This window comes from Flavobacterium olei, from assembly GCF_039749035.1.
GTDB classification, from domain to species: domain Bacteria; phylum Bacteroidota; class Bacteroidia; order Flavobacteriales; family Flavobacteriaceae; genus Flavobacterium; species Flavobacterium olei.
Genome location: NZ_JBDKWC010000003.1, coordinates 379,147 through 403,218 on the forward strand (window position 1 = coordinate 379,147; position 24,072 = coordinate 403,218).

General features: G+C 36.4%; 21 protein-coding genes and 1 pseudogene. 10 read left to right on the forward strand and 12 right to left on the reverse strand.

The annotated features are described in order from the left end of the window. Window positions 1–5: 5 nt before the first annotated feature. The 5 genes from ABEB31_RS09340 (at window position 6) to ABEB31_RS09360 (ending at window position 6,152) form a co-directional block, all read left to right on the forward strand. The gene (locus ABEB31_RS09340; protein WP_347051232.1) at window positions 6–1,076 is read left to right on the forward strand and encodes a winged helix DNA-binding domain-containing protein; all 1,071 of its coding nucleotides are present in this window, start codon (window positions 6–8) and stop codon (window positions 1,074–1,076) included. 108 nt (window positions 1,077–1,184) lie between these two features. Further along, window positions 1,185–2,624: a nucleoside recognition domain-containing protein gene (locus ABEB31_RS09345; RefSeq protein ID WP_347051234.1), complete on the forward strand. Its 1,440-nt coding sequence runs from the start codon at window positions 1,185–1,187 to the stop codon at window positions 2,622–2,624. A gap of 649 nt (window positions 2,625–3,273) precedes the next feature. Next, window positions 3,274–3,735, forward strand: coding sequence for an IS200/IS605 family transposase (gene tnpA, locus ABEB31_RS09350; protein ID WP_347051236.1), 462 nt, complete (start codon window positions 3,274–3,276; stop codon window positions 3,733–3,735). A 4-nt stretch (window positions 3,736–3,739) separates the two neighbouring features. Continuing rightward, a complete protein-coding gene (locus ABEB31_RS09355) occupies window positions 3,740–4,477 on the forward strand; it encodes a putative periplasmic lipoprotein (RefSeq protein WP_347051238.1) in 738 nt (245 codons plus the stop codon). A 70-nt stretch (window positions 4,478–4,547) separates the two neighbouring features. After that, on the forward strand, window positions 4,548–6,152 hold the full coding sequence (locus tag ABEB31_RS09360) for a fumarate hydratase (RefSeq protein WP_347051239.1): 1,605 nt from the start codon (window positions 4,548–4,550) through the stop codon (window positions 6,150–6,152). A 215-nt stretch (window positions 6,153–6,367) separates the two neighbouring features. Here the strand turns inward: ABEB31_RS09360 and ABEB31_RS09365 are convergent, their stop codons facing one another. Further along, a complete protein-coding gene (locus ABEB31_RS09365; protein WP_347051241.1) occupies window positions 6,368–6,868 on the reverse strand; it encodes a PAS domain-containing protein in 501 nt (166 codons plus the stop codon). 98 nt (window positions 6,869–6,966) lie between these two features. Further along, window positions 6,967–8,049, reverse strand: a complete 1,083-nt coding sequence (dinB, locus tag ABEB31_RS09370) for a DNA polymerase IV (protein WP_347051242.1) — start codon at window positions 8,047–8,049, stop codon at window positions 6,967–6,969. A 139-nt stretch (window positions 8,050–8,188) separates the two neighbouring features. Between dinB and ABEB31_RS09375 the strand changes: the two genes are divergently transcribed. Both ABEB31_RS09375 and ABEB31_RS09380 read left to right on the forward strand, forming a co-directional pair. After that, window positions 8,189–8,923, forward strand: a complete 735-nt coding sequence (locus ABEB31_RS09375) for a metallophosphoesterase family protein (protein WP_347051244.1) — start codon at window positions 8,189–8,191, stop codon at window positions 8,921–8,923. Window positions 8,924–8,973: 50 nt separating this feature from the next. After that, window positions 8,974–9,504: a DUF6646 family protein gene (locus ABEB31_RS09380; RefSeq protein WP_347051245.1), complete on the forward strand. Its 531-nt coding sequence runs from the start codon at window positions 8,974–8,976 to the stop codon at window positions 9,502–9,504. Between the two features lie 168 nt (window positions 9,505–9,672). On the opposite strand, the gene ABEB31_RS09385 is transcribed toward ABEB31_RS09380, so the two are convergent. The 6 genes from ABEB31_RS09385 to ABEB31_RS09410 all read right to left on the reverse strand — a co-directional run bounded on the left by ABEB31_RS09385 (window position 9,673) and on the right by ABEB31_RS09410 (window position 16,435). Beyond that, window positions 9,673–10,326 (reverse strand): CoA transferase subunit B, encoded by a 654-nt coding sequence (locus tag ABEB31_RS09385; RefSeq protein ID WP_347051247.1) that lies wholly within the window; start codon window positions 10,324–10,326, stop codon window positions 9,673–9,675. An 89-nt stretch (window positions 10,327–10,415) separates the two neighbouring features. Next, the gene (gene bla, locus ABEB31_RS09390; protein ID WP_430408229.1) at window positions 10,416–11,306 is read right to left on the reverse strand and encodes a class A beta-lactamase, subclass A2; all 891 of its coding nucleotides are present in this window, start codon (window positions 11,304–11,306) and stop codon (window positions 10,416–10,418) included. 108 nt (window positions 11,307–11,414) lie between these two features. Further along, complete coding sequence (locus tag ABEB31_RS09395; protein ID WP_347051248.1) at window positions 11,415–12,113, reverse strand: CoA transferase subunit A; 699 nt, start codon at window positions 12,111–12,113, stop codon at window positions 11,415–11,417. Between the two features lie 162 nt (window positions 12,114–12,275). After that, window positions 12,276–14,582, reverse strand: a complete 2,307-nt coding sequence (locus tag ABEB31_RS09400) for a penicillin-binding protein 1A (RefSeq protein ID WP_347051250.1) — start codon at window positions 14,580–14,582, stop codon at window positions 12,276–12,278. A 10-nt stretch (window positions 14,583–14,592) separates the two neighbouring features. Then, on the reverse strand, window positions 14,593–15,072 hold the full coding sequence (locus ABEB31_RS09405) for a gliding motility lipoprotein GldH (RefSeq protein ID WP_347051252.1): 480 nt from the start codon (window positions 15,070–15,072) through the stop codon (window positions 14,593–14,595). Then, complete coding sequence (locus ABEB31_RS09410; RefSeq protein ID WP_347051253.1) at window positions 15,056–16,435, reverse strand: PSP1 domain-containing protein; 1,380 nt, start codon at window positions 16,433–16,435, stop codon at window positions 15,056–15,058. Before ABEB31_RS09410 ends, ABEB31_RS09405 begins: the two co-directional genes overlap by 17 nt. 347 nt (window positions 16,436–16,782) lie before the next feature. Between ABEB31_RS09410 and ABEB31_RS09415 the strand changes: the two genes are divergently transcribed. From ABEB31_RS09415 to ABEB31_RS09425, 3 genes are read left to right on the forward strand one after another with little or no spacing between them, the layout of a single operon-like run. Then, complete coding sequence (locus ABEB31_RS09415; protein WP_347051255.1) at window positions 16,783–17,964, forward strand: ankyrin repeat domain-containing protein; 1,182 nt, start codon at window positions 16,783–16,785, stop codon at window positions 17,962–17,964. Window positions 17,965–17,997: 33 nt separating this feature from the next. Further along, window positions 17,998–19,335, forward strand: a complete 1,338-nt coding sequence (locus ABEB31_RS09420; protein WP_347051257.1) for an ankyrin repeat domain-containing protein — start codon at window positions 17,998–18,000, stop codon at window positions 19,333–19,335. Window positions 19,336–19,351: 16 nt separating this feature from the next. Further along, the gene (locus ABEB31_RS09425; RefSeq protein WP_347051258.1) at window positions 19,352–19,894 is read left to right on the forward strand and encodes a hypothetical protein; all 543 of its coding nucleotides are present in this window, start codon (window positions 19,352–19,354) and stop codon (window positions 19,892–19,894) included. A gap of 75 nt (window positions 19,895–19,969) precedes the next feature. On the opposite strand, the gene ABEB31_RS09430 is transcribed toward ABEB31_RS09425, so the two are convergent. The 4 genes and pseudogenes from ABEB31_RS09430 to trhO form a co-directional block, all read right to left on the reverse strand. Further along, window positions 19,970–20,200 carry a ferredoxin gene (locus tag ABEB31_RS09430; RefSeq protein ID WP_347051260.1) on the reverse strand — a complete coding sequence of 77 codons (231 nt, stop codon included), beginning with the start codon at window positions 20,198–20,200 and terminating at the stop codon, window positions 19,970–19,972. Then, a complete protein-coding gene (locus ABEB31_RS09435) occupies window positions 20,200–21,441 on the reverse strand; it encodes a peptidase U32 family protein (protein WP_347051262.1) in 1,242 nt (413 codons plus the stop codon). Before ABEB31_RS09435 ends, ABEB31_RS09430 begins: the two co-directional genes overlap by 1 nt. A gap of 649 nt (window positions 21,442–22,090) precedes the next feature. Beyond that, window positions 22,091–22,518 (reverse strand): annotated as a pseudogene (gene tnpA, locus ABEB31_RS21695) (IS200/IS605 family transposase). A 22-nt stretch (window positions 22,519–22,540) separates the two neighbouring features. After that, the gene (gene trhO, locus ABEB31_RS09450) at window positions 22,541–23,899 is read right to left on the reverse strand and encodes an oxygen-dependent tRNA uridine(34) hydroxylase TrhO (RefSeq protein ID WP_347051265.1); all 1,359 of its coding nucleotides are present in this window, start codon (window positions 23,897–23,899) and stop codon (window positions 22,541–22,543) included. Window positions 23,900–24,072: the final 173 nt, after the last annotated feature.

Consider the following 24,072-nt stretch of genomic DNA (forward strand, 5'->3'; position numbering starts at 1 on the left):
CCAAAATGACTTATTCTGAAATTTCACATTATCGCCTGGTTTCGCAAAAGCTTTATAAGACAGAACGTTCTTCTCCGCAGGAGATCGTAAAGCATTTTGGCGCGATGCAGGCACAGGATTATGCCATGGCAAAGTGGGCAATTGGATCACGTTGTGATGCTTCTGAAAAGGAAATCGAAGAAGCTATAAATTCAGGTAAGATTATTCGAACTCACATCCTGCGTCCGACTTGGCACTTCGTATCGGCTGAAGACATTTACTGTATGCTCGAACTTTCTGCACCACAAGTCAAACGTCTGTTTGCTTCATCGGCCAGACAACATGGTTTTGATGAAAAGAAATTGGATAAAGTTAATTCTACTATAGAAAAACTTCTAGCAGGAAACAATCATCTGACACGAGAGGAAATCATGAAGGAGCTTAACATAAGCAAAAATGCTGGTGATCTGTCTCCTGTTATCGTGATGATGAATGCCGAATTAGACGGTTTGGTATGCAACGGGGTCATGAAGGGCAAACAAATCACTTATGCCCTGCTGGAGGAACGGGTTCCAAAACCAAAAACTACCTTCACAAAAGAAGAGGCATTAGCAAAGCTTACACTTCGTTATTTTGAAAGTCATGGTCCGGCAACAATAAGCGATTTTTCATGGTGGTCCGGATTTCCTGTTACAATTTGCAAAAAAGCAATTAATGCAATTGAATTGCAATTAGGGCATTTTACCATTGATAATCAACAATATTGGTTTAATAAAGCGTATCATGACGCAGTTAACTTTCGCGAAAGCGTTCATTTTCTTCCCGCTTTTGACGAAATTCTAATTTCATATAAAACACGTGATGCGTCCTTTTTGTCAGAAAATCAAACCAAAGTATTTACAAATAACGGAATTTTTAAACCGATAATTTTAGAAAATAGTAAAGTGATTGGAATATGGAAACGGACTCTCAAAAAGGAACACATTAAAGTAGAAACGGAATTTTTTAATGAACCGAACGAGCATAAGAAGCAACTTATTTTTGAAGGAATAAAGTCGTTCGAAAAGTATCTGGAAAGCAAAGTTACTATAGAATAATCTGGATTTGAATTCAATATCGGTGTTAACTGTATAAATTCGGGTTTCATTACTTCAATCTTTATGCTTATTATTGCTAAATAATTACATTTACAAAAAATTACAATTATGGTATTAAGCAGATTTTGGTTAGTGATTTTCATTTCTTCGATTGTTTTTATTGTAGTCAGTTTGTTTACTGCCAACACTTATACCATTGATTCTGTTTTAAATGGAAAAAAAGATGATCCTGTTTTAGTTTCGGAAAAATATATCCAGGAACTTCCTGCTTTTTTAAAAGACAGTATTAAAAAAGCACCGGATCAAACGATGATTATCAATCGTGATACGCTAAACGCCGACACAACCTACGTTTATAAGAACAAAACCGTAAAAATCTACAGCGGACTCCAAAAATCGGATGGTTTACTGCCAACTTGCAAAAGTACTTTAGTGGATTTAATCCTGCCGCTTATTGCCTATTTAGCCTTTTTCTGCGGATTGATGGAGCTTTTAATTATTTCCGGAGCTTCAGGAAAACTGGCCAAAGCATTGAGTCCGGTTTTTGTAAAAGTGTTTCCGAGTATTCCTAAAAATCATCCTTCGATTTCGTATATGACTTTAAATTTTGCGGCCAATTTTCTTGGGTTAGATTCTGCAGCCACACCTTTCGGCCTAAAAGCCATGGAAAGTTTACAGGAAATAAATCCCGAAAAAGATAAAGCCAGTGACGCACAAATTATGTTTATGTGCCTTCATGCCTCGGGTTTAACTTTAATTGCGACTTCGATTATTGGCTATCGCGCTGCCGCAAATGCAAGCAATCCTGCAGATGTGATGCTGCCTTGTATCATTACGTCGTTTATTGGTACAATTGCTGCTTTCCTGCTGGTGGGAATCAAACAAAAAATCAATTTCAAAAGTGCTTCACTGCTAATTGGGCTGATGGTTTTGATCGCTGCCATAGTTGGATTACTAATGTACGTTAATCATTTGGATTTAATTGGGAAAAACTATTTTACATCCAATCTTTCGGGTTTAATTTTAATCGCAATTATCGCTTTCACACTTATTTTTTCATTCATGCATGAGAAAAAATTCAAAGAAGCAGACACTACTGTCTTTGATACTTTCGTTGTGGGAGCAAATAATGGCGTAAAAACCGGAGTAACTATTTTTCCTTATGTTTTAGGAATGCTGGTGGCTATTTCGCTTTTCAGAAACAGTGGTCTGTTTGAAATTATAAGCGACGCCATCGGATTTGTGTTTTCGAACTTAGGCGTAAGCAAAGAAATTACAAATGCACTTCCTGTTGCCATGCTTCGTCCATTTAGTTCTGCAGGCTCCAGAGGCTTCCTTATTGATTCTATGAACACGTTTGGCGCAGACTCTTTAACGGCAAGGTTAAGCAGTATTTTTCAATGTAGTGCCGAAAGTACATTTTATGTAATTGCAGTTTATTTTGGCTCTGTCAATATCAAAAACACGCGTTATGCGCTAGGAACAATGCTTTTGGTTGATTTAATTTGTGTAATTACAGCGATTTTTGTGGCTACTTGGTTTTTTTAATTAAAAATTGAATTGCACCCTAAAAATGAATAACCTAATCTTCCCCCGAAGCTTCAGGACGTGGCTATAATATTTTGAGCCGATGGCTTGTTATCCATCAAATTAACCATTTTGAAAGTTTTGTAGAAACGATTTATATTGTAGCCACGGATTTTAATCCGTGGAATATAATTGACCGCCGCACCAAAGTTTCGTAGGAACGATTAATTTTTTATTAGATTTAAAGAACAATAGATAGCCATTAAAATGCGTCGAGCCGATGGCTCTTTGTTTTTGGAAACACCATTCGTTTTCCCCGGATTAAAATCCGGGGCTATAATATTTTTGGAGCCGATGGCTCTTTCTTTATTTACTTGGCTCTCATATTTTGGCATATTTACCGCCTTCCCCGGATTAATCCCGAATCTCCGGGACGTGACTACAATTTTTTTGAGCCGATGGCTCTTATCCATCAATTAACCATTTTCAGTAAGTTTCGTAGAAACAATTTATATTGTAGCGACGGATTTTAATCCGTTGATTTATAATTAACGCCATTTCAGAAGTTCCGTAGGAACGAACTATTTCAAAAAAAGAAAGTTAAATATTACAAAATGTTTTTACTTTAAATTAATAAAATTTTACTTTGCCATAAAAATTCAAACTAAAAATGGCTAATACATATCATCAAATCTATCTTCAAATTGTTTTTGCTGTTAAATACAGAACAGCTTTACTGGAAGACTCATGGAAATCAAAACTCTTTGCTGTTATTGGAAATCTGATTAATGAAAATAATGCTAAAACGATTATCGTCAACGGAGTTGAAGATCATGTGCATTGCTTGATAACTATAAAACCCACAATCTGCATTTCCGATTTAATGAAGGTTGTGAAAGCAAAATCTTCAAAATATATTAACGACAATCAATTAACTCAGTCGAAATTCTCATGGCAGGTTGGATATGGAGTTTTCTCATACAGCCAATCTCAAATTGATTCTGTTTACAAATACATAAATAATCAAAAGGAGCATCATAAAAAAGAGAGCTTTAATAAGGAATATCTAAATTTTCTAAATAAATTTAACGTTCAATACGACGAAAAATATATTTTTGAAGATTTAATATAATACCATGAAAATAGTCCCCCTATTCCTTGTACTGCTTTTAATCGGATGCCAGAAAACCAAATCTAAAACGCCAGAGTCTGTTACAGAGTTACCCGTAATTCAGGAAAACACAGTAATATCGCCAGACGAAAAAATCATTAAAACCGATACTATTGCACTGTATACGGATGGTAAAGAATCTGCCGAAGATTATATCCTGGCAAATCTAACAGAACAAAAGGCTGATCAGGATAGTATTGTAACGGTAAAATACAGATTGGATTTTTATCAGAATAAAGTTAAAACCACTTCGTCCAAAATTACAATTGAAGGCTTTCAAAAAGGTTCTGAATGGGTTGCTTCGTACGGATTAAATTCTGAAGGTTCTGCAAGATCTCCGTTTATACAAGTTTCGGTAGGATATCCTGCCTGCGGTTATACGCATGATAATTATCTGTATTATTTCAAAAACAGCTCTTTACAACTGGTGCATCAATGGAGTACGATGACAGACAGCGGCTGGGGAAGCTGGGTTGAAATAGTGAGCCCCGAGAGCAGTTCCGATCCAAAATCTTTTTATTGCAAAACTGTTGCATTTGAACCTTCAGATGATGAAAATCAAGATATGGGAATTGTAAAATACTCAGATTCAATAACATTTGAATTGAAAAATCAACAATGGAAAAAATTATTACTTTCTGCAAAAGACAAACCCTATTTTGAGAAGAAAATGTCTTTTGATGAATTTCATAACCAACAATAATCATTTAAACCAGACCTTATTCAAATTCTTTCTTTGCTAAATAATTTCTAAATTTGCAAAAAACAAAATAATGATTGATTTTATATACCAGGATCCTTATCCGATCCTGAAAGATGATACCCAATATCGCAAGATCACCTCTGATTTTGTAAAAGTGGAACAATTTGGAGAACGTGAAGTTTTGACCGTTGATCCAAAAGGTTTAGAATTATTGGCTGAAGAAGCCTTGACAGATGTTTCGTTTATGTTGAGAACGAGTCATTTGCAAAAACTAAGAAAAATTCTTGACGATCCGGAAGCGACAGATAATGATCGTTTTGTAGCCTACAATTTACTACAAAATGCTTCTGTAGCTGCAGAAGGTCAGTTGCCGAGTTGTCAGGATACCGGAACTGCCATTGTTATGGCCAAAAAAGGAGAAAGCATCTTTACCGGTGTTGATGATGCAGAATGGTTAAGCCGTGGAATTTTCAATACCTATCAAAAAAGAAACTTGCGGTATTCTCAAATTGTTCCGATTTCGATGTTTGAAGAAAAAAATTCAGGATCAAATCTTCCTGCACAAATTGATATTTATGCTAAAAAAGGCACTTCATACGACTTTTTGTTTATGGCAAAAGGTGGTGGATCTGCCAACAAAACCTACTTATACCAACAAACCAAGTCTTTGCTGAATGAAAAATCCCTGGATGAATTTATTCGCACAAAAATCAAAGATTTAGGAACATCTGCCTGCCCTCCTTATCACCTGGCTTTAGTTATCGGCGGAACTTCCGCGGAAGCGAACCTAAGTGCTGTAAAGAAAGCCTCTGCAGGATATTACGATCATCTTCCTACAACAGGAAACATGGCCGGTCAGGCTTTTCGTGACCATGAATGGGAAGAAAGAGTGCAGAAAATCTGTCAGGAAAGTGCAATTGGAGCACAGTTTGGAGGAAAATACTTTACACACGATGTACGTGTAATTCGTTTGCCGCGTCACGCAGCTTCTTGTCCGGTTGGATTAGGCGTTTCTTGCTCTGCGGACAGAAATATTAAAGGAAAAATTACGAAAGACGGAATTTTCGTTGAACAGTTGGAAGTGAATCCGAAACAATTTTTACCCGAAACTGCTCCGCATTTAGAAGCTCCTGTTGAAATTGATTTAAATCAGCCAATGGCAGATATGCTGGCCCAACTATCTCAATATCCGGTTAAAACACGTTTAAAACTAAACGGAACCGTAATTGTTGCCCGTGATATAGCGCATGCAAAAATTAAAGAAATGCTGGACGCCGGAAAACCTATGCCGGAATATTTTAAAAATCATCCGGTTTATTATGCCGGTCCTGCTAAAACTCCAGACGGAATGGCTTCAGGAAGTTTCGGACCAACAACTGCCGGCCGTATGGATGTTTATGTAGATGAATTCCAGAAAAATGGCGGAAGTATGATTATGCTGGCAAAAGGAAACCGTACCAAACAAGTTACGGATGCCTGCAACAAATACGGCGGATTTTATTTAGGCTCCATCGGAGGTCCGGCCGCTATTCTGGCTCAGGATAACATCCTTAAAGTAGAAGTTGTTGATTTTGAAGAATTAGGAATGGAAGCCGTTCGTAAAATTACCGTTAAAGATTTCCCTGCATTTATTATTACCGATGATAAAGGAAATGATTTTTTTGCCAATTTATAGTTTTTTTTAAAGGGGCAAAGGTTCAGAGGGACAAAGGTTCAGAGGAAAAAAGAACTTACATATAATAAAAAATAAAAACCGCCAAATGGCGGTTTTATTTTTATTAAAACTTTCAGTCTTATTGCTTAAAGCTTTGCACCTCTGAACCTCTGAACCTCTGAACCTCTGAACCTCTGAACCTTTGTAACTTTGTACCTTTGAAGCGTAAGCTTACTTCACGCACTAATATCCTGTTTCTCAAAAGCTATAAAATGAGACATTTCTCCTTTTAGGTTAAAAACAGGAAAACCATTAATCCTGCATTTATAGGTTTGCCCATTTTTCCGGTAATTTTCAAGTGTTTTTTCAAACGGAACCTGCAGCTTAACAGCTTCACTAATTTCCTTTAGATCCTTTTTTGACGTCGCCGGGCCCTGGAACATTCTTGGGGTTTTTCCTAAAATCTCCTCTTCTTTGTAACCCGTCATTTTTTTTATTCCGCTTGAAGCGAAAACTATTTTAAGATCCAGATCGGTAATCACTACCACTTCATCCTTTATTCGCTCCTCAATATCAAGTTTCTTCTTATTCCAGGCAAACTCATTCGAAATTTCCCTTACTTTTTTCAAATCAGCAGTTAACGCTTTGAGTTCGTTTAAATATTCATAGTGAAAGTCCCATGCATGGATGGGCACTGTATGTCTTTGCAAAACATCTTCGGGACTTTTATTTTTCATATAAAATGTTTTAAATGAGCAATAAATCGTTTATTCAAAGATAGGCGAAAAATCCTATCTGTATCTGGAAAACCTTATTTTTAGCTTTTAAAAAGCGCTCAGAATGTAAATTTTAACTGTACCACTACTGCTTTTTTTATTTCGGTATTCAAATTGCTCAACGAAATTCCCAGCAGCCGTACAGAATCTTTCATTTTTTCCTGATACAATAATTCCTCGACGTTCTCGAGTATTAAACTTTTATCAGCAATAAAATATGGCAGGGTTTTACTTCGGGTCTGCTGCGAAAAATCGCTGTATTTAATCTTAAGCGTAATCGTTTTACCAGAAATGTTGTGTCTTTGCAAACGCTTTTCTAATGAAACTGCAATCTTTTCGAGCTGCTCCATCATAAAAACTTCGGAAGATAAATTAACATCAAAGGTATGTTCTGCTGCGACAGATTTGGCAATTCTGGACGATTTTACTTCACTGTTGTGAATACCCCGAACTACATGATAATAGAATGTTCCCGATTTTCCGAAATGTTTTTCCAGAAACTCCAAGGATTTACTTTTTAGGTCTGTTCCGGTAAAAATACCGAGCTGATACATTTTTTCTGTGGTCACCTTTCCCACTCCGTAAAATTTACGAATAGGCAATTCTTCCAGAAAAGATTCTACTTCATCCGGATTAACGGTTTTTTGTCCGTTTGGCTTGTTGTAATCACTGGCAATTTTCGCGACAAATTTATTTACAGATATTCCGGCCGATGCCGTTAAACCCACTTCATTAAAAATTCTGGACCGGATTTCCTGAGCCAGTAAACTTGCACTCGGATTTCCTTTTTTGTTTTTGGTGACATCTAAATATGCTTCGTCAAGCGAAAGTGGTTCGACCAAATCGGTATATTCATTAAAGATCTTATGAATTTTCGCCGAAATCTCCTTGTAACGGTCAAATCTTGGTCTGACGAAAATAATTTCCGGACAATATTTCTTAGCCAACGCTCCGCTAAGTGCACTTCTTACACCAAATTTTCTGGCCTCATAACTGGCTGCGGCAACTACTCCTCTGTTCTCAGAGCCGCCAACCGCCAGTGGTTTTCCGCGCAATTCAGGATTGTCCATTTGCTCTACCGATGCGTAAAAGGCATCCATATCAATATGAATAATTTTGCGATATGTTGGTGTGTCAGACATGCTACAAATTTAAAGAGTAATGCCATAAAAAAAACGCTGCGGCTTGTTATAATTAATATCAATTTTTAAAGAATGCAGATTCGGTTGCTTCAAACCAATTATTCTTGTTATTTTTGTTCTTCTACACGAAAAATTAAATATGCGAACATTTGTTATAGGCGACATTCACGGCGGATTACTTGCACTGGAACAAGTTATGCAAAGAGCCGGGGTGACTACAGAAGATACTCTTATATTTCTTGGCGACTATGTTGACGGCTGGAGTCAGTCTGTTGAAGTAATCGATTATCTGATTGCATTAAAAAGCAAACAAAACTGCATCTTCATACGAGGAAATCACGATCAGTTGGCATTGGACTGGCTCGAAGAGAGAAATGATGATTTTGATGAAGAAATGTGGTACAAGCATGGCGGAAAAGCAACAATGGAAGGATATTCCAAAATTTCTGAAGACAAGAAAAGAACCCATATCGAATTTCTGGAAAATCTTCAGGATTACTATCTTGATGATCAGAACCGTCTGTTCGTCCATGCCGGATTCACCAATTTAAATGGTGTAAAATGGGAATATTTTCCTAAACTATTTTATTGGGACAGAACGCTTTGGGAGTCTGCGCTTTCTTTGGACCCAAAATTAAAAGAAGATGATGTGCACTATCCGAAACGTTTTACCGTTTATAAAGAAGTTTATATCGGTCATACGCCTGTTACCCGAATCGGAAAAACAGTTCCTGTGAACAAAGCCTGCGTCTGGAATGTCGATACCGGCGCTGCATTTCGCGGCCCGCTTACAATTTTAGACGTGGACACCAAAGAATACTGGCAAAGCGAACCGTTAAATGAACTGTATTTTAATGAAAAGGGTAGGAATTAATTTATTTAAAAATTAAATTTGCCCTGCAAAATAATTAATATTTAAAATTTATGAAAAAGGTTATTACACTTTTATTTCTGGTATCATTCGGATTTGTAAATGCACAACAGGCTTTTACTGGGAAAGGTGACACAAGAGTAAACGTTGGTGCAAATTTACAAGATGGAGGTTCTGGAATTCAGGGTTCTGTAGATTTTGGTCTGGGAGAAAACTTTTCTTTCGGATTTGTTGCAAACTATTTATTAGGCGTTGACAACTTCAATGGTTTTTATCATGGAAATACTTCTGCTTATACTGATGCAAAGCCGGATTTTGGTGATCGTTTTGATGCAAAAGCAAGAATTAATGCTAATTTGTCCAGTGTAATTGGAGTGGAACAATTGGATGTATACCCTGGTTTAAGTCTAGGTTTACACAACTTTGGTGCTCATGTTGGCGGACGCTATTTCTTTACGGACGGATTTGGAGTTTTCACAGAAATCGGATTTCCAATAGCAAAATACGGAACAAACGACCAACCCTTTTATCATTTAAATAATCAGGCTACTTTTAGTTTAGGAGCTTCTTTTAATTTGAATTAAAGTTTTTTTTATAGGTTCACAGCCTCAGAGGGACAAAGGTTCAAAGTTTAAGAACTTATTAAATAATAAAAAAGGAAAACCGCTAAAATAGCGGTTTTTCCTTTTTATGGTGAAATGTTTATAGTTTTAAACTTTGAGCCTTTGCAGCTTTGAGTCTTTGAACCTAAATTAAATCCTCATTTCCGGTATTTCGCCTTCAATAATCAAATCCGCTTCTGTTGATTCTACAATGTGCTCGACTGACACGCCTGGCGCGCGTTCTAAGAGTTTAAAACCTTTTTCGGTTACTTCGAGAACCGCAAGCTCTGTTACTACCTTTTTAACACATCCTACACCCGTTAATGGCAAAGTGCATTTTTTTAAGATTTTAGATTCGCCCGCTTTGTTGACGTGCATCATGGCAACGATAATATTTTCGGCGGAAGCCACCAAATCCATTGCGCCTCCCATCCCTTTTACCATTTTGCCCGGAATTTTCCAGTTGGCGATATCTCCATTTTCAGAAACTTCCATTGCGCCAAGAATCGTTAAATCTACTTTTTGGCTTCGAATCATTCCGAAACTAAAGGCCGAATCAAAAAAACTTGCTCCTGGAAGTGTGGTTATCGTTTGTTTCCCTGCATTGATAATATCTGGATCTTCTTCACCTTCAAAAGGAAAAGGTCCCATACCAAGAACACCGTTTTCACTTTGAAACTCAACTGCAATATCTTCTCTGACATAATTTGCAACCAAAGTAGGAATTCCGATTCCCAGATTTACGAAATAGCGGTCTTTTACTTCTTTTGCAATTCGTTTTGCAATATCTTCTTTTGTTAACATATTTTCTTAATTCGTTAATGTGTCAATTTGATAATTAGATAATTTCAAGCATGCCTACAATTATCTAATTGACAAATTATCTCAATTATCTAGTTCTTTGCAACAAAATAATCCCAGGTTGCGCTAGCAATGTCTGCGATTATTTTTTCTGTATCTTCTTTTGTTTCTGTAATTTCTTTTAAATAAACCGAAAGAATAAAATGTTTTCCATTAGGAAGTTTTACAATTCCAACGTCATTCATCGCTACTCTTAGATTTGCATCGTTTGTTCCGGAAATCCCTGTTCTGTGCGCCACTTCTGTATTCTCAGGAAGTCCAGCTTTCATCCAGGTCAAACCTCGTGATGTTTCAACCATGATTTGATACAGATACTTTGTAGTGTTTTCTTTTAAGATTTGCCCCTTATAGAACTTCTCCAATAATTCTGTTGTCGCCAAAGGAGTTGTGGTATTCACATACAACTTTTTCCAGCTTTTCATTTGTTCTTCGTTAACTTTGATTACGAAGTCCTTAATTCCTTGTTTGTTAATAAACTTCTGCACAACACTTGTTCCTCCAACTAAATCGATCAAAATATCGCAGCCGTTATTATCACTATGCGAAACGGTATATCGAAGCAATTTATCCAGAGTTAAATACATATTTCCCTCAGGAAAATCTTCCTTCATCGGACTCCATGTGTCTTCATGAAGATTTTTATTCTTAATAAATATTTTTTGTTCTAATGAAAGCTTGCCTTCGTCGACCTTGTTTAAAACAGTTAACGCAATATGAAACTTAAAAACACTCATCAAAGGTGCTTTTAAATCTCCATTAATACTTAATGTATCCTTATTTTCAATTCCTTTTATAGAAATTCCAACTGTAGCCTTTTTTGTTTTTATAATCTGATTCAATTCCTCTCTTAATTCATTGATTGTTTGAGCAAACATCTGAAAAGAAGTACATGAAAACAGCAGGATATAAAAAAGTCTTCTCATTTTTTAAATTTGTCCATTATTAATGTGTCAATTGGTCAATTTGATGATTAGATAATTTCCTCATTACTTAAAGCATTATCTAATTGTCTAATTTTCAAATTATCTAATTTACCTCTGACGCACGGTGCGTTGTTCGATACGTTTTTCAAATTTCTCACCCTGAAAAATACGCTGCACCATAATTCCGGGAATATGAATCTGATTTGGATCTAAAGTCCCAACGGGAACCAACTCTTCGACTTCGGCAATGGTAACTTTTCCAGCTCCGGCCATACATGCGTTAAAGTTTCTGGCAGTTCCTTTAAAAATAAGATTTCCTGCTTCATCACCTTTCCAGGCTTTAACAATCGCAAAATCAGCTTTAAAAGCTTCTTCCATAATGTGCATTTTTCCATTGAATTCTCGTGCTTCCTTTCCTTCGGCAACTTCAGTTCCATAACCTGCAGGAGTAAAAAAAGCAGGAATTCCGGCCTGAGCTGCACGGCAACGTTCTGCTAATGTGCCCTGAGGCGTTAACTCTACTTCTAATTCTCCGGAAAGCATCTGGCGTTCAAATTCGGCATTTTCACCCACATACGACGAAATCATTTTTTTTATCTGCTTTTTCTGTAATAATAAACCCAATCCGAAATCATCGACTCCGGCATTGTTAGAAATACAGGTTAAATCTGAAATAGAAGTATTAACCAATGCTGCAATAGTATTTTCAGGAATACCACACAAACCGAATCCGCCAAACATGATTGTCATGCCGTTTGTGATTCCCGCAATTGCCTCCTGTACATTATCTACTTTTTTTGTTATCATAACAAACTCTGTTTATCGCTGTTTAATTTTGATAAAAATAAGATATTCTGATTAATTTATAACGATTTCGTAAAAAAATAAAACCAAAGAAAAATCCCTTTATTGATCTTGCAGAAAGAATAATAAAGGGATTTTAATTAGAAATTATATATTGCAACAAGGTTACAATTCGAACTCATCTGTATTTTGTTCGGTTGCAGTGGTATCTTTTACAACGGCTGGTCTTGAGTAGCAATCTACTTTAATAGAAAGATTAGCCGGACGCTCAAAATCAGATTTAGAAACCTGAAGATTTTTGTCCCCATAACACAGTTTCATAAAATAACCCCAAACAGGCAGTGCAGCTGTTGCTCCCTGACCGTAAGTTAAACTTTTAAAACGAGCTGAACGGTCTTCACATCCAACCCAGACACCCGTTACTAAGTTTGGAACCATTCCCATAAACCAACCGTCTGACTGATTTTGAGTTGTTCCCGTTTTACCGGCAATTGCGTTGGTAAACATGTAAGGATATCCTGTCCAGCGGTTGTCTCCGCTTCCACCGCCCTGCGTACGCAAACGTGCTCCTGAACCGGTTTCTGTAACTCCCTGAAGTAATTTAATAACTGCAAAAGCAATATCTTTATTTAAAACGTCATGAGATTCAGGAATTGGCTCATAAATCACCTCGCCGCTTTTATTCTCGATTCTGCTTAAAAATTGTGGTTTTACATAAACACCCTGATTGGCAAAGGTGCTGTAAGCTGCCACCATATCTTCAACAGTAATATCTACAGCTCCTAAGGCGATAGATGGCTGAACCGGAATTTCTGTTTTTACTCCTAATTTTTTAGTTAATTCAACAACTGCTTCAGGACCTGTTCTATCAATTAATTTAGCTGAAACCGTATTAATAGAATTCGCCAGACCTTGTTTTAAAGTAACCATTCCGCGGTATCTGTTGTCTGAGTTTCTTGGTTCCCAGTCTTCTGTAACGTGGTGACGACCTTTGTGAATCATAAAAGGACCATCCAGGATCGAATCGCAAGGAGACATATTCAACTCTTCTATCGCCGTAGCGTAAACAAACGGTTTAAAAGTAGAACCAACCTGTCTTGCTCCCTGTCCTACGTGATCGTATTGAAAATATTTGTAATTGATACCTCCAACCCAGGCTTTAATTGCTCCGGTTTGTGGTTCCATCGCCATAAGACCCGATTGTAAAAAGTGTTTGTAATAACGAATAGAATCAAGCGGTGTCATGATGGTGTCGCGCTCTCCTTTCCAGGTAAAGATTCGCATCTTAGTTTTTACTTTGAAAGAAGCAATGATATCGTCTTCACTTTTGTCCATATCTTTCATTTGCGCCCAACGAACAGAGTTTTTCATGGCCTGCATCATAATCCTTTCCGTCTCAGCTTGTGTGATATTAACGAAAGGTGCATTTTTATTGGTTTTCATTTCAATAAAAAACTGTTGCTGCAGGTTTTTCATGTGTGCCGCTACCGCTTCTTCTGCATAAGTCTGCATTCTGGAATCGATTGTAGTGTAGATTTTTAAACCATCTTTATAAATATCATAATCAGAACCATCAGGCTTTTTATTTTCGGCTACCCATTTCTTCATATAATCACGAAGATATTCTCTAAAATAAGTGGCCATACCTTCACGATGACTTTCCAATTTAAATTTTAGGGCGATAGGCAACTTCTGAAGTCTTTCTTTTTCAGCCTCTGAAATCATTTTTGCTTTTTCCATCTGAGATAAAACCACATTACGGCGATTTTTTACCCCTTCCGGATTTCTCACGGGATTGTATAATCCGGAGTTTTTAAACATACCAACCAGAATAGCCGATTCGTCTACAGTTAGATCTTTTGGTTCTTTAGAAAAATAAGTCTGAGCTGCAGAACTTACTCCAACAGAATAATTTCCGAAGTCATATACGTTACAGTACATTGCCAAAATTTCATTTTTGGTATATTGTCTTTCCAGACGAATGGCAATAATCCATTCCTTAATTTTTTGTACAATTCTAAAAGGCAAAAACTTAGAACCTTCACCATGAAATAATTGTTTTGCTAATTGTTGTGTCAGAGTACTGGCACCTCCGTTTGTCCCTAAAGTAAAGACAGCACGTAAAGTTCCGCGTCCGTCAATACCCGAATGTTCGTAAAAACGTGCATCTTCAGTTGCAACCAATGCTTCAACCAAATTCTTTGGCAAATCTGAATATTTAAGCTGTGATCTGTTGGTTTTGAAATATTTACCAATTACAACACCATCAGAAGAAATGATTTCTGTGGCCAGGTTGGAATCTGGGTTTTCTAAGTCTTCAAATGAAGGCATCGATCCAAATATACCCCATGAAGCAAATAAAAAGAAAGCTAAAACGCCTAATAATGAGTAAGCAAAAACGCGCCAAAATTTCTTTTTGTAATAATTAATATCCTTAACGTTTTTGGATGGATTGTTTTTTTTAGCAGCCATAACTATTTATCTAATCTTTTTGTTCTATTCTAAAACCAACGTCTGTAATTCCTTCTAAAGCTTCAACACCCGGAATTTTACCCGATTGTCTTACCGCTTGTTTAATGTGAACTTTGTATTTTCCTTTAAATCTCACATCTTCTTTATAATAAAGCTTACTTTCTTTAATATCTGTAAACCCATTTCCCATTAAAGTACCATCAGGTTCTGCCATTTGATATTGTAAAGTATCTACTTTTGTGAAGCCGCTGGGCGTCTCGATAGCTACAATTAAAAACAAATTATTAAACGGGTAATTGTTGTTGTCCCTAATGTTTACAAAAAGATTGTATTTTTTTGTAGAATCTAAAACCGGCAGATCAAAAGTTACAATACTGTCTTTGTGCCAGGCACTTCCAACAGATTTATATTCGTCAAATACTCTTTTTTTATCACAAGAAAAAAGAAGTACGGCTGCCAAAAGAAGAATTCCGCTATTTTTTATTCTCATTTTTAATAATTATTGGTTTTCTGGGTTCAGCAGGTTTTGTTTCATTTGAATTTGGATTATTCGAATTGTTTGACTTATTCGAATTATTCTTTTTCTTATGATTTTGCTTGTTCGGATTGTTTGGCTTAATCGCATTCCCATTGTTCGGATTATTATTCCCCGCAGGTTTTGCGTTATTGTGATTTTTATCCTGTTGCGGTTTTTGCGGAGCTGCAACAATGGCCGCTTCAGCGTTTGGTTTACGCTTGCGATTTGGCTTTTTCTTTCTCTTTGGCTGATCAAAACGGGTTAAACTTTCCTGCCCCATTGCGTTATTGAAATCTTTTTCAGGTTCTGCAATTACTTCGACAGCGAAATCTTCCAGAGAAGAAACTTTGTTTTTCTGTTTATTTTCAGCAATAATTTCTTTTACCTGATCAATTTTCAAAACATGCCAGTTGGCAAAATTGTTGGTATAAGCAAACCACATTAAACCTTTGAAAATATCTTGTTTCTGGCAAATGGCATCTCCCTTTTCGGTTACTAATTTAGTATCGTAATCCGGGAAATCTTTAAGAGCGTCCATGTAAGTGTCTAACTCATAGTTAAGACAACATTTTAATTTTCCGCATTGTCCTGCTAATTTCTGAGGATTTAGGGACAATTGCTGGTAACGTGCCGCAGAAGTATTAACACTTCTGAAATCAGTCAGCCAGGTTGAGCAGCAAAGTTCACGTCCACATGAACCAACTCCACCTAAACGAGCCGCTTCCTGACGGAAACCGACCTGTTTCATCTCTACTCTTGTGCTGAATTCTTTTGCAAAATCCTTAATCAGCATTCTAAAATCGACTCTGTCATTTGCAGTATAGTAGAATGTTGCTTTAGACCCGTCGCCCTGAAATTCGATATCAGAAATTTTCATTTCCAGCTTATGCTGAATGGCCAGTTCACGTGCACGAACTTTCATTGGTTCTTCACGATCACGCGCCACAGACCATATATCGATATCTTTTTGCGATGCTTTTCTGTAAATTTTAGGAACTTCATTACTATCCGGATTTGCTCCTTTTTTCTTCATTTGAATTTTTACCAATTCTCCTGTAAGAGTCACAATTCCTATATCATGTCCTGGCGAAGCGACTGTTGCCACAATATCGCCAATACTTAAAGTTAATTTTTCTGAATTTCTAAAAAATTCCTTACGTCCGTTTTTAAAACGAACCTCAACACAATCAAAAACAGGCTCTCCATTTGACGGGCTCATGTTCGAAAGCCAGTCAAAAACCGTCAGTTTATTGCAGCTATCGGTGCCGCAAGTCCCATTATTTTTACAACCTTTTGGTGCGCCACCATCTGAGGTTGAACAACTTGTACATGCCATAATTATATATGTAGTGTCACACAAGTGCGACTTAAGTTCATAAACGTTTGATCGGTAAAGATAGTATTTTTTTTATTTGCGTATTTATGGATTAAATCTAAAGGGCTGTTAAATAAAAAAGTGAGTCTGATTAGTATTTTGATTATAAGATTTTTCTTTAAAAACCAAATATTCCTTTAAAAAACCTTGCATGTGTAAATCTCAGGCGATAAAAGAAAACTTTTACTTTTTATCCTGAAATATATTTACGATTTTTATGTTTTATCTTACATCTCATTTTTGAATGGCAGTAACTGCAAGTAATAACACAGTTTAGATGTATAATTCATTTTTTAAATATATTTCCAATGCAAACACCAAACCAGATTGAAAGTTTCCTTTTTCAGGGAAAATTTGACGAGGCCAGAGAATGCCTGAATAACGGAGAAAGTTTTAACGAACAATATCTTAAAAACAACTTTTCGCAGATAGCGTCAAAAATTATTGAAGCAAAAGAAATCGACTTCATAGAAAAACTAATAAAAGCCGGCTTTATCGAAACAGATATATATGAACTGGATAATTTTGACAAATCAATATTTAGTCCGCTAATGCGGTCTTTAAAAGAGGATGACGATTCCATTTCTTTTTTTAAAGAATTGATGTCCAAAGTGGAAAATATCAATGATGAAATAAGCGATCAGACTTTGCTAGGTTATTTTTTTGAGAATGGTGCTTCGCCAAAAGTTATTAAAATTCTCATTGAAGATTTTGGCGCTAATGTTCAGTATAAAAATAACGCCGGAGAAAATTTCATCTACAAAGTAATAAGCAGCTATGGACAGGAAGTCGGAAAAGTAAAAGAATACATCTCGATTCTTCTAGATCATGGGATTGACATCAACGAAAAAAATATTGTGGGCACAACCCCATTAATGGCCGCTGTAAAGCGAAACAGAAAAGAATTAATTCCTTTTTTACTGGAAAACGGCGCCGATCCTAACGAAACTGACAATAGCAATAATACGGCTTTTTATTATGCCGTTGCAGAACAGTTTTCGTTTGATATGTATGATGCTTTAGCAGCTGTTTCTTCACCTGATTTTAATATTGTCAACAAAGACGGACGCACTTTACTGACTAATTTTATCAGCACTATTTCGGGTTCTCCCACGGACATCAAATTTTTAGAACGTTTAGTGGCCGATGGTGCCGATCTTAACTTCTGTGCGCAATATTACGGACAGCCGAAATCGGGGATTGATTTTGTTGTAGAAAAGAAATCGGATATTTTAAAATCGGTATTAGAAAATGCTTCACCGGACGTGAACGAACAGGACAATCAGGGAAATACAATTCTACATAAAGTTTGCGCTTACAATGTCAATTACGACGCTGAAATGGCAAAAGAAACCTACAGAAAAGCAAAATTACTATTAGAACATGGTGCAGATATTTCCATTACCAATGATAAAGATGAAACCGCTTTGATGCTGGCTTCCGGTGATAATCTGAAAATCAAAACCGTGGAACTTTTAATGAAACAATAAAACGATCATTTACTAAAAAGAAAATTCATGTCAATGTCATTTATAATTGCCTGTGAAAACGGTAATCGAAAAATAGCCGAATTATTGCTTCAGAATAAAGAAGTAGATGTAAAATATACTGATGAAAGAGGCAGAACGGCACTTCATTATGCAGCACATCGTGGATATCTGGATATCGTAAAAATTTTGATTGAAGACGGTGCCGATCTTAATTACGAAGATCATCAGGGAGAAACCCCTTTATACTTCGCCTGTCTTCAAAAACAAAAGCAAACGGCATTGTATCTTTTAGATAATGGAGCCGAAATTACCAAAAACGACAAATACGGAAACAGTCTGTTGCATTTGGTCGTTCAGACTGCTCAAATTGAAATTGCAACAAAGTTGCTTGAAGCAGGGGCCGATGTTAATCTACTGAATAACAACGGAGAGACACCGCTTTTATTGGCGTCAGCAAAGCTAAACAGAGAAATTATACAGTTGCTTTTGGATAATGGGGCCGATATAAACGTGACCGACAAACAAGGAAACACTCCGTTGATTTATGCCTGCTATACCAAATCGATCCCGATGGTAACCCTGCTGTTGGATAATGGAGCAAATATCAATCACGCCAATCATTCGGGCGAAAATACACTTTTGATCGCCTGTTACGAAACCAACAGGATGCTGGCAAAATTGCTGGTAGAAAGAGGCGCAGATTTTTTCGCTTCAAACAATAACGGTTACTCTCCAGTTTGGTACGCCTGCGCGAATAATCAAAAGGAAATTGTGTCTTTATTCCTTGAAAACGGAGTTGACGTAAATTACAGCAAACCGGTTGCAGGAGATACTACTTCTATGAATGATTATCTGGACTGGATTGTGAGCGCGACCAATATTTCAAACGAATCGAGTTTTACATTAAACAGTTCCTACAATTACGGCGGAGAAAGTCTTTTGCATGTTGCTACCAAAAAAGGCAATCTGAGTATGGTAAAATTATTGATTGAGGCCGGAGCGAACATTAACATTCAGGACGAATCTGGAAATACACCTTTACATTACAGTGCTGCAAACGGAAAGAAAGACGTCGTTAAATATTTATTGGAAAATAAGGCCGACGCTGCGATAGTAAACGTAAAAGAACAAAAAGCGATAGATTATTCGAATGTGAAAGGCTTCAATGAAATTACTGAATTGATTTTGAAATATGCCCCATCAGAAACGGTTGTCACGCCAATTCATAAAAAAGAAACTCTAAAAGCAGATGCATCCAATTCGATGGAAGTAAAGAAAAAAGCACTATTAGATTTGAAAGAACTTTTGGATGCCGGAATCTTAACTTCGGAAGAATTTGATTTAGAAAAAAGTAAAATATTAAAAGCCTAAATAACAAACTATTAAAATGAAAAAAATCTTAAATACATGCGCGGTAATGGTATTAGTAATTACCGGAAGTATGACTTTTACATCTTGTACAAATCTTTCTCCGGAAAAAACTTTTGAAATAGCAGCTCTAAACAGCAATCTGTTATCCCGTTTTGGAAGTAAGGAAATCAGCGAAAAGCTCCAATCTGAGCCTCAGATTTATAACGAGAGCCAAAAAAAGATGGTTACCTCATCTTATTATGACTATTTCAAATTTAATATTGAAAACCTGGAAAAGCAACTCGGGAGGATCAAGGAAATAAATGAAGACGATGACAACAAAGAACTTCTTCAGGCTTCTAAAGATTTATTTACCTATGCTATTGCCAAACAAAAAGAAGGTTATCTGCCAATTGCCAAAATGAAAGATGATAAAGCATCGTCTGAACAAATAGAAAAAGCAATAGTCGATTTTGATGCTTCAACACGAACAGAGATTGATGCTAAATTCACAAAATTAATGAATGTCGCAAAAGCGTATGTAGACAAACATAATATAAATGCACAGTTTGGAATTTAATAATAACGATTCCAGGTTTTTATTATAGACAAAAACCCTGTTTGTTACCATGCAAGCAGGGTTATTTATTTTTAATCAAATTTCTTTAACCGTAATAATCTTAACCGGACAGGCTTTCGCTGCCCGTTCACAACTTTCAGCAATGACATGATTTGGTGATTTCAAGGTGTAAAATCCTTTTGCGTTCTGCGAATGAATCAAAACAGATTTTCCGTCTTTTCTTGACATTTGAAAATGAACCGGATCCATTTCCACACAGTAATTACAGCCAATGCATTTATCTCTTTGTAATGTGATAACAATCATTACGCCTCAACAATTTTATATAATTTATCAGACATTCTGATTCTGAATGGCAATTTCAAACTGAATTCATCACCTTTCGAGGCTTTTTCTGCGGACATATCATTTACAAACATCTCATCAATAATCATTTCCTGAGCTCCGGTACTTGGGCCGGTTACCAAAATTTTATCCCCGATTTTAATATCATAAGCTTCTATTTTAAATTGGCCAACTTCTGCTTTTGGGAAATAATGGGTTCCTTTTCCCACATACACTTTTTTCTGAGTGGCAGCAGAGCCCGAAATGTCACTCCACTCCCCTAATTCCTGACCCAGATAATAGCCTGACCAGAAACCACGATTGTAAACTGTATTTAAATCTTCCATCCAAACCTCAATCTTTTCTTTCGAAAAACTACCATCATAATAAGCGTCAATAGCTTCACGATAGGTTTTGGTTACTGTAGCCACATATTCGGGCGCACGGCCGCGACCTTCTAATTTTAAGACCTGAATTCCTGAATCTATAACCTGATCCAGAAAATCCAAGGTACACAAGTCTTTTGGTGACATCATGTATTCGTTGTCCAATTCGATTTCGAAACCGGTTTCCTGATCGATAACGGTATATTTTTTTCGGCAATTTTGTTTGCAGGCACCACGATTGGCAGACGAATTGTGTGAGTGCAGACTCAAATAACATTTGCCCGAAACCGCCATGCATAAAGCGCCGTGCCCGAAAATTTCGATTTCGACTAAATTTCCGTTCGGACCTTTGATATCTTCCTTCCTGATCTGATCTGTAATTTTCTTAACCTGACGCAGACTTAATTCCCTGCTTAAAACCATTGTATCAGCAAATAAACTGTAAAATTTAATGGTTTCGATATTGGTAATGTTTAATTGTGTCGAAATATGCACTTCTATTGCAATAGATTTCGCCATCGCAATTACGGCCTGGTCAGAAGCAATTACTGCTGTAATATTGGCGTCTTTGGCTTTTGTCAAAAGTGTCTTTACAACTGTTAAATCGTGATCGTAAATAATGGTGTTTAAAGTCAGATAACTTCGAACATTTTTCATTTCGCATCGACGGGCAATTTCCGGCAAATCATCTATAGAAAAATTTACTGTAGAACGCGCGCGCATGTTGAGCTGTTCTACGCCAAAGTAAATAGAATCTGCTCCATTATCCAGCGCTGCCTGTAATGACTCAAAGCTTCCAGCAGGAGCCATGAGTTCGATTTTATTGGTAAGTGTCATTGTTTGTAATCTGTTCCAGTATTGAAACCACTAGTTATTTTCTTTTTTCGAATATCGTCGTTTAACAATGCGCAAAAATAATGTGGTGATAGATTACATTCCTATGATTTAAATCATAGTTTATGTTCTAAAAAATATTTGGTAGTATGTTGTTAAACATAGCCCGTGGTTTCAACCACGGGAAACACATCGTATAGGATTTATATTACATCCCAATGATTGAAATCATTGGCTATGTTTTACATTTATATGTAGTATGGTTTTTTTTATATAGCCCGTGGTGTCAACCATGGGGACACATCGCAAAGGATTTATATTACGTCCCAATGATTGAAATCATTGGCTATGTTTTACATGTATTTGTGGTATCTTTTATAATATAGCTCTTGGCTTCAACCGCGGAAACACATTGCAAAGGATTTATATTACGTCCCAATTATTGAAAGCATTGGCTATGTTTTACATTTATTTGTGGTATCGTTTTTTATATAGCCCGTGGTTTCAACCACGGGGACACATCGCAAAGGATTTATATTACGTCCCAATGATTGAAATCATTGGTTATGTTTTACATGTATTTGTGATATCGTTTTTTTAAATATATCCCTTGGTTTCAACCACGGGGACATATCGTAAAGAATTTATTTCTTTACAAATCCATGTAATTGTATAAATTCATCAAATTCCCGTTCTCCATTCTTTTTAAGATGATGCTGTTTTTGATTTTTATATAATTAAAAACGGCATCTAATTGAGACTCGCTAACTGCAAAAGCAGCAAAGCCAGCTTGCCAGGCAAATTTTTGAAGAATAAGATTTGACCCATTTACAAAATGAGAAGAACTTCCTTTAATTTGCTTAAGTATATCTGATACAGCTTTTTGGGATTTAATAAAAATAACACATGCACATGATCTGGCATTCCATTAATAATTCTAACTGGACAGCCAAGGCTAATTAATTCATCATGAATATAATTATACAATTTTCTTTCAATAGAGTCATCAATTAACTCTTCACGGTTCTTTGTAGACCAAATAGCGTGAACCCATAATTTAGTAAAGGAATGCTGAGACATGTAAATTAACTTTTAAAAAAAGCTAATTTACAATTTTATACAATTTATCTGACAAACGAATACGAAATGGAACTTCAAAAGTAACTTTATCTCCAATTTTAGTAGATTGAGTCTCTGTACCGTTAACAATCATTTTTTCTAAAACCATTTCCTGATTTCCTGTAGTTGGTCCGGAAATTAAGATTTTATCTCCCACTTTTAATTCCTGATTCTCAATAATAAATTGTCCAACCTGAGCTTTTACGTAGTAATGTTCCGCTTTTCCAAGAAGTACTTTCTTCACTTTTATTTTCTGACGAATGTCTGATGGTTTTTCGGCAGGAGCCAAAGCCGTATCTGTTAATTCGCCTGAATGTTTGAATTTTAAGTTTTCAGATTTTCCTTTTCTGAACACTTTATTTCCAACTTGTTTTCCGGTTCTCAATCGAACCTGATCAACCAAAGGCATGTGAATCACTTCCAGACATTCTGTAGAACAGCAGTTTTCCATAGCAGCTTTACATTCGTCACATTGAATGAAAAGCAAATGGCAACCGTCATTTTCGCAATTGGTGTGATTGTCGCAAGGTTTTCCGCATTGGTGGCATTGCGAAATAATATCGTCTGTAATTCTTTCGCCCAGACGATTATCAAATACAAAGTTTTTACCAATGAATTTACTTTCCAAGCCTTCTTCTTCAAGCTGTTTTTTGTAATTGATAATTCCGCCTTCCAGCTGATATACATTTTTAAATCCCTGATGTTTAAAGTACGCGCTTGCTTTCTCGCAACGAATTCCGCCTGTGCAATACATGACAAGATTTTTATCGTCTTTATGATCTTTTAGCTGCTCGTTGATAATGGGCAAACTTTCTCTAAAAGTCTCCACATCCGGAGTAATGGCGCCTTTAAAATGCCCAACTTCACTTTCGTAATGATTTCTAAAGTCTACTACAATCGTATTTGGATCCTCTAAGATATCGTTGAATTCTTTAGCTTTCAGGTGAACTCCAATATTGGTCACATCAAAAGTATCGTCGTTAAGACCGTCGGCAACAATTTTGTCACGTACTTTGATGGTTAATTTTAAAAACGAATGGTCATCGTGTTCTACTGCTTCATTCAGACGAATGCCTTGCATAAAATCATACTCTTCCAGAGTTGCTCTAAAAGCCTCCAGATTTTCTTCCGGAATACTCATTTGAGCATTTATTCCTTCGTGGGCAACATAAATTCGGCCAAGGGCATCGAGTGCGTTCCAGGCAATAAATAAATCGTCGCGAAATTTTTTAGGATCTTGAATTTTGGCATACGCATAGAAAGACAACGTAAGACGTTGTTTACCGGCATCATCGATCATGATGGCTCTTTCTTCTGCGCTTAAAGTGTTGTACAGTTGCATGCTATAAACAGTTTTTAAGTTTAGAATATTTTTGCAAAAGTATGAAAAAAGGTTCAAAGTTGCAAAGTTACAAAGCGACAAAGGTTTTACTCAGGAACAAAGGGATGAAGGTACAAAGAGACAAAAGTCTATAAATATTATATAAAAAAAGCACTATAAATTATAGTGCTTTT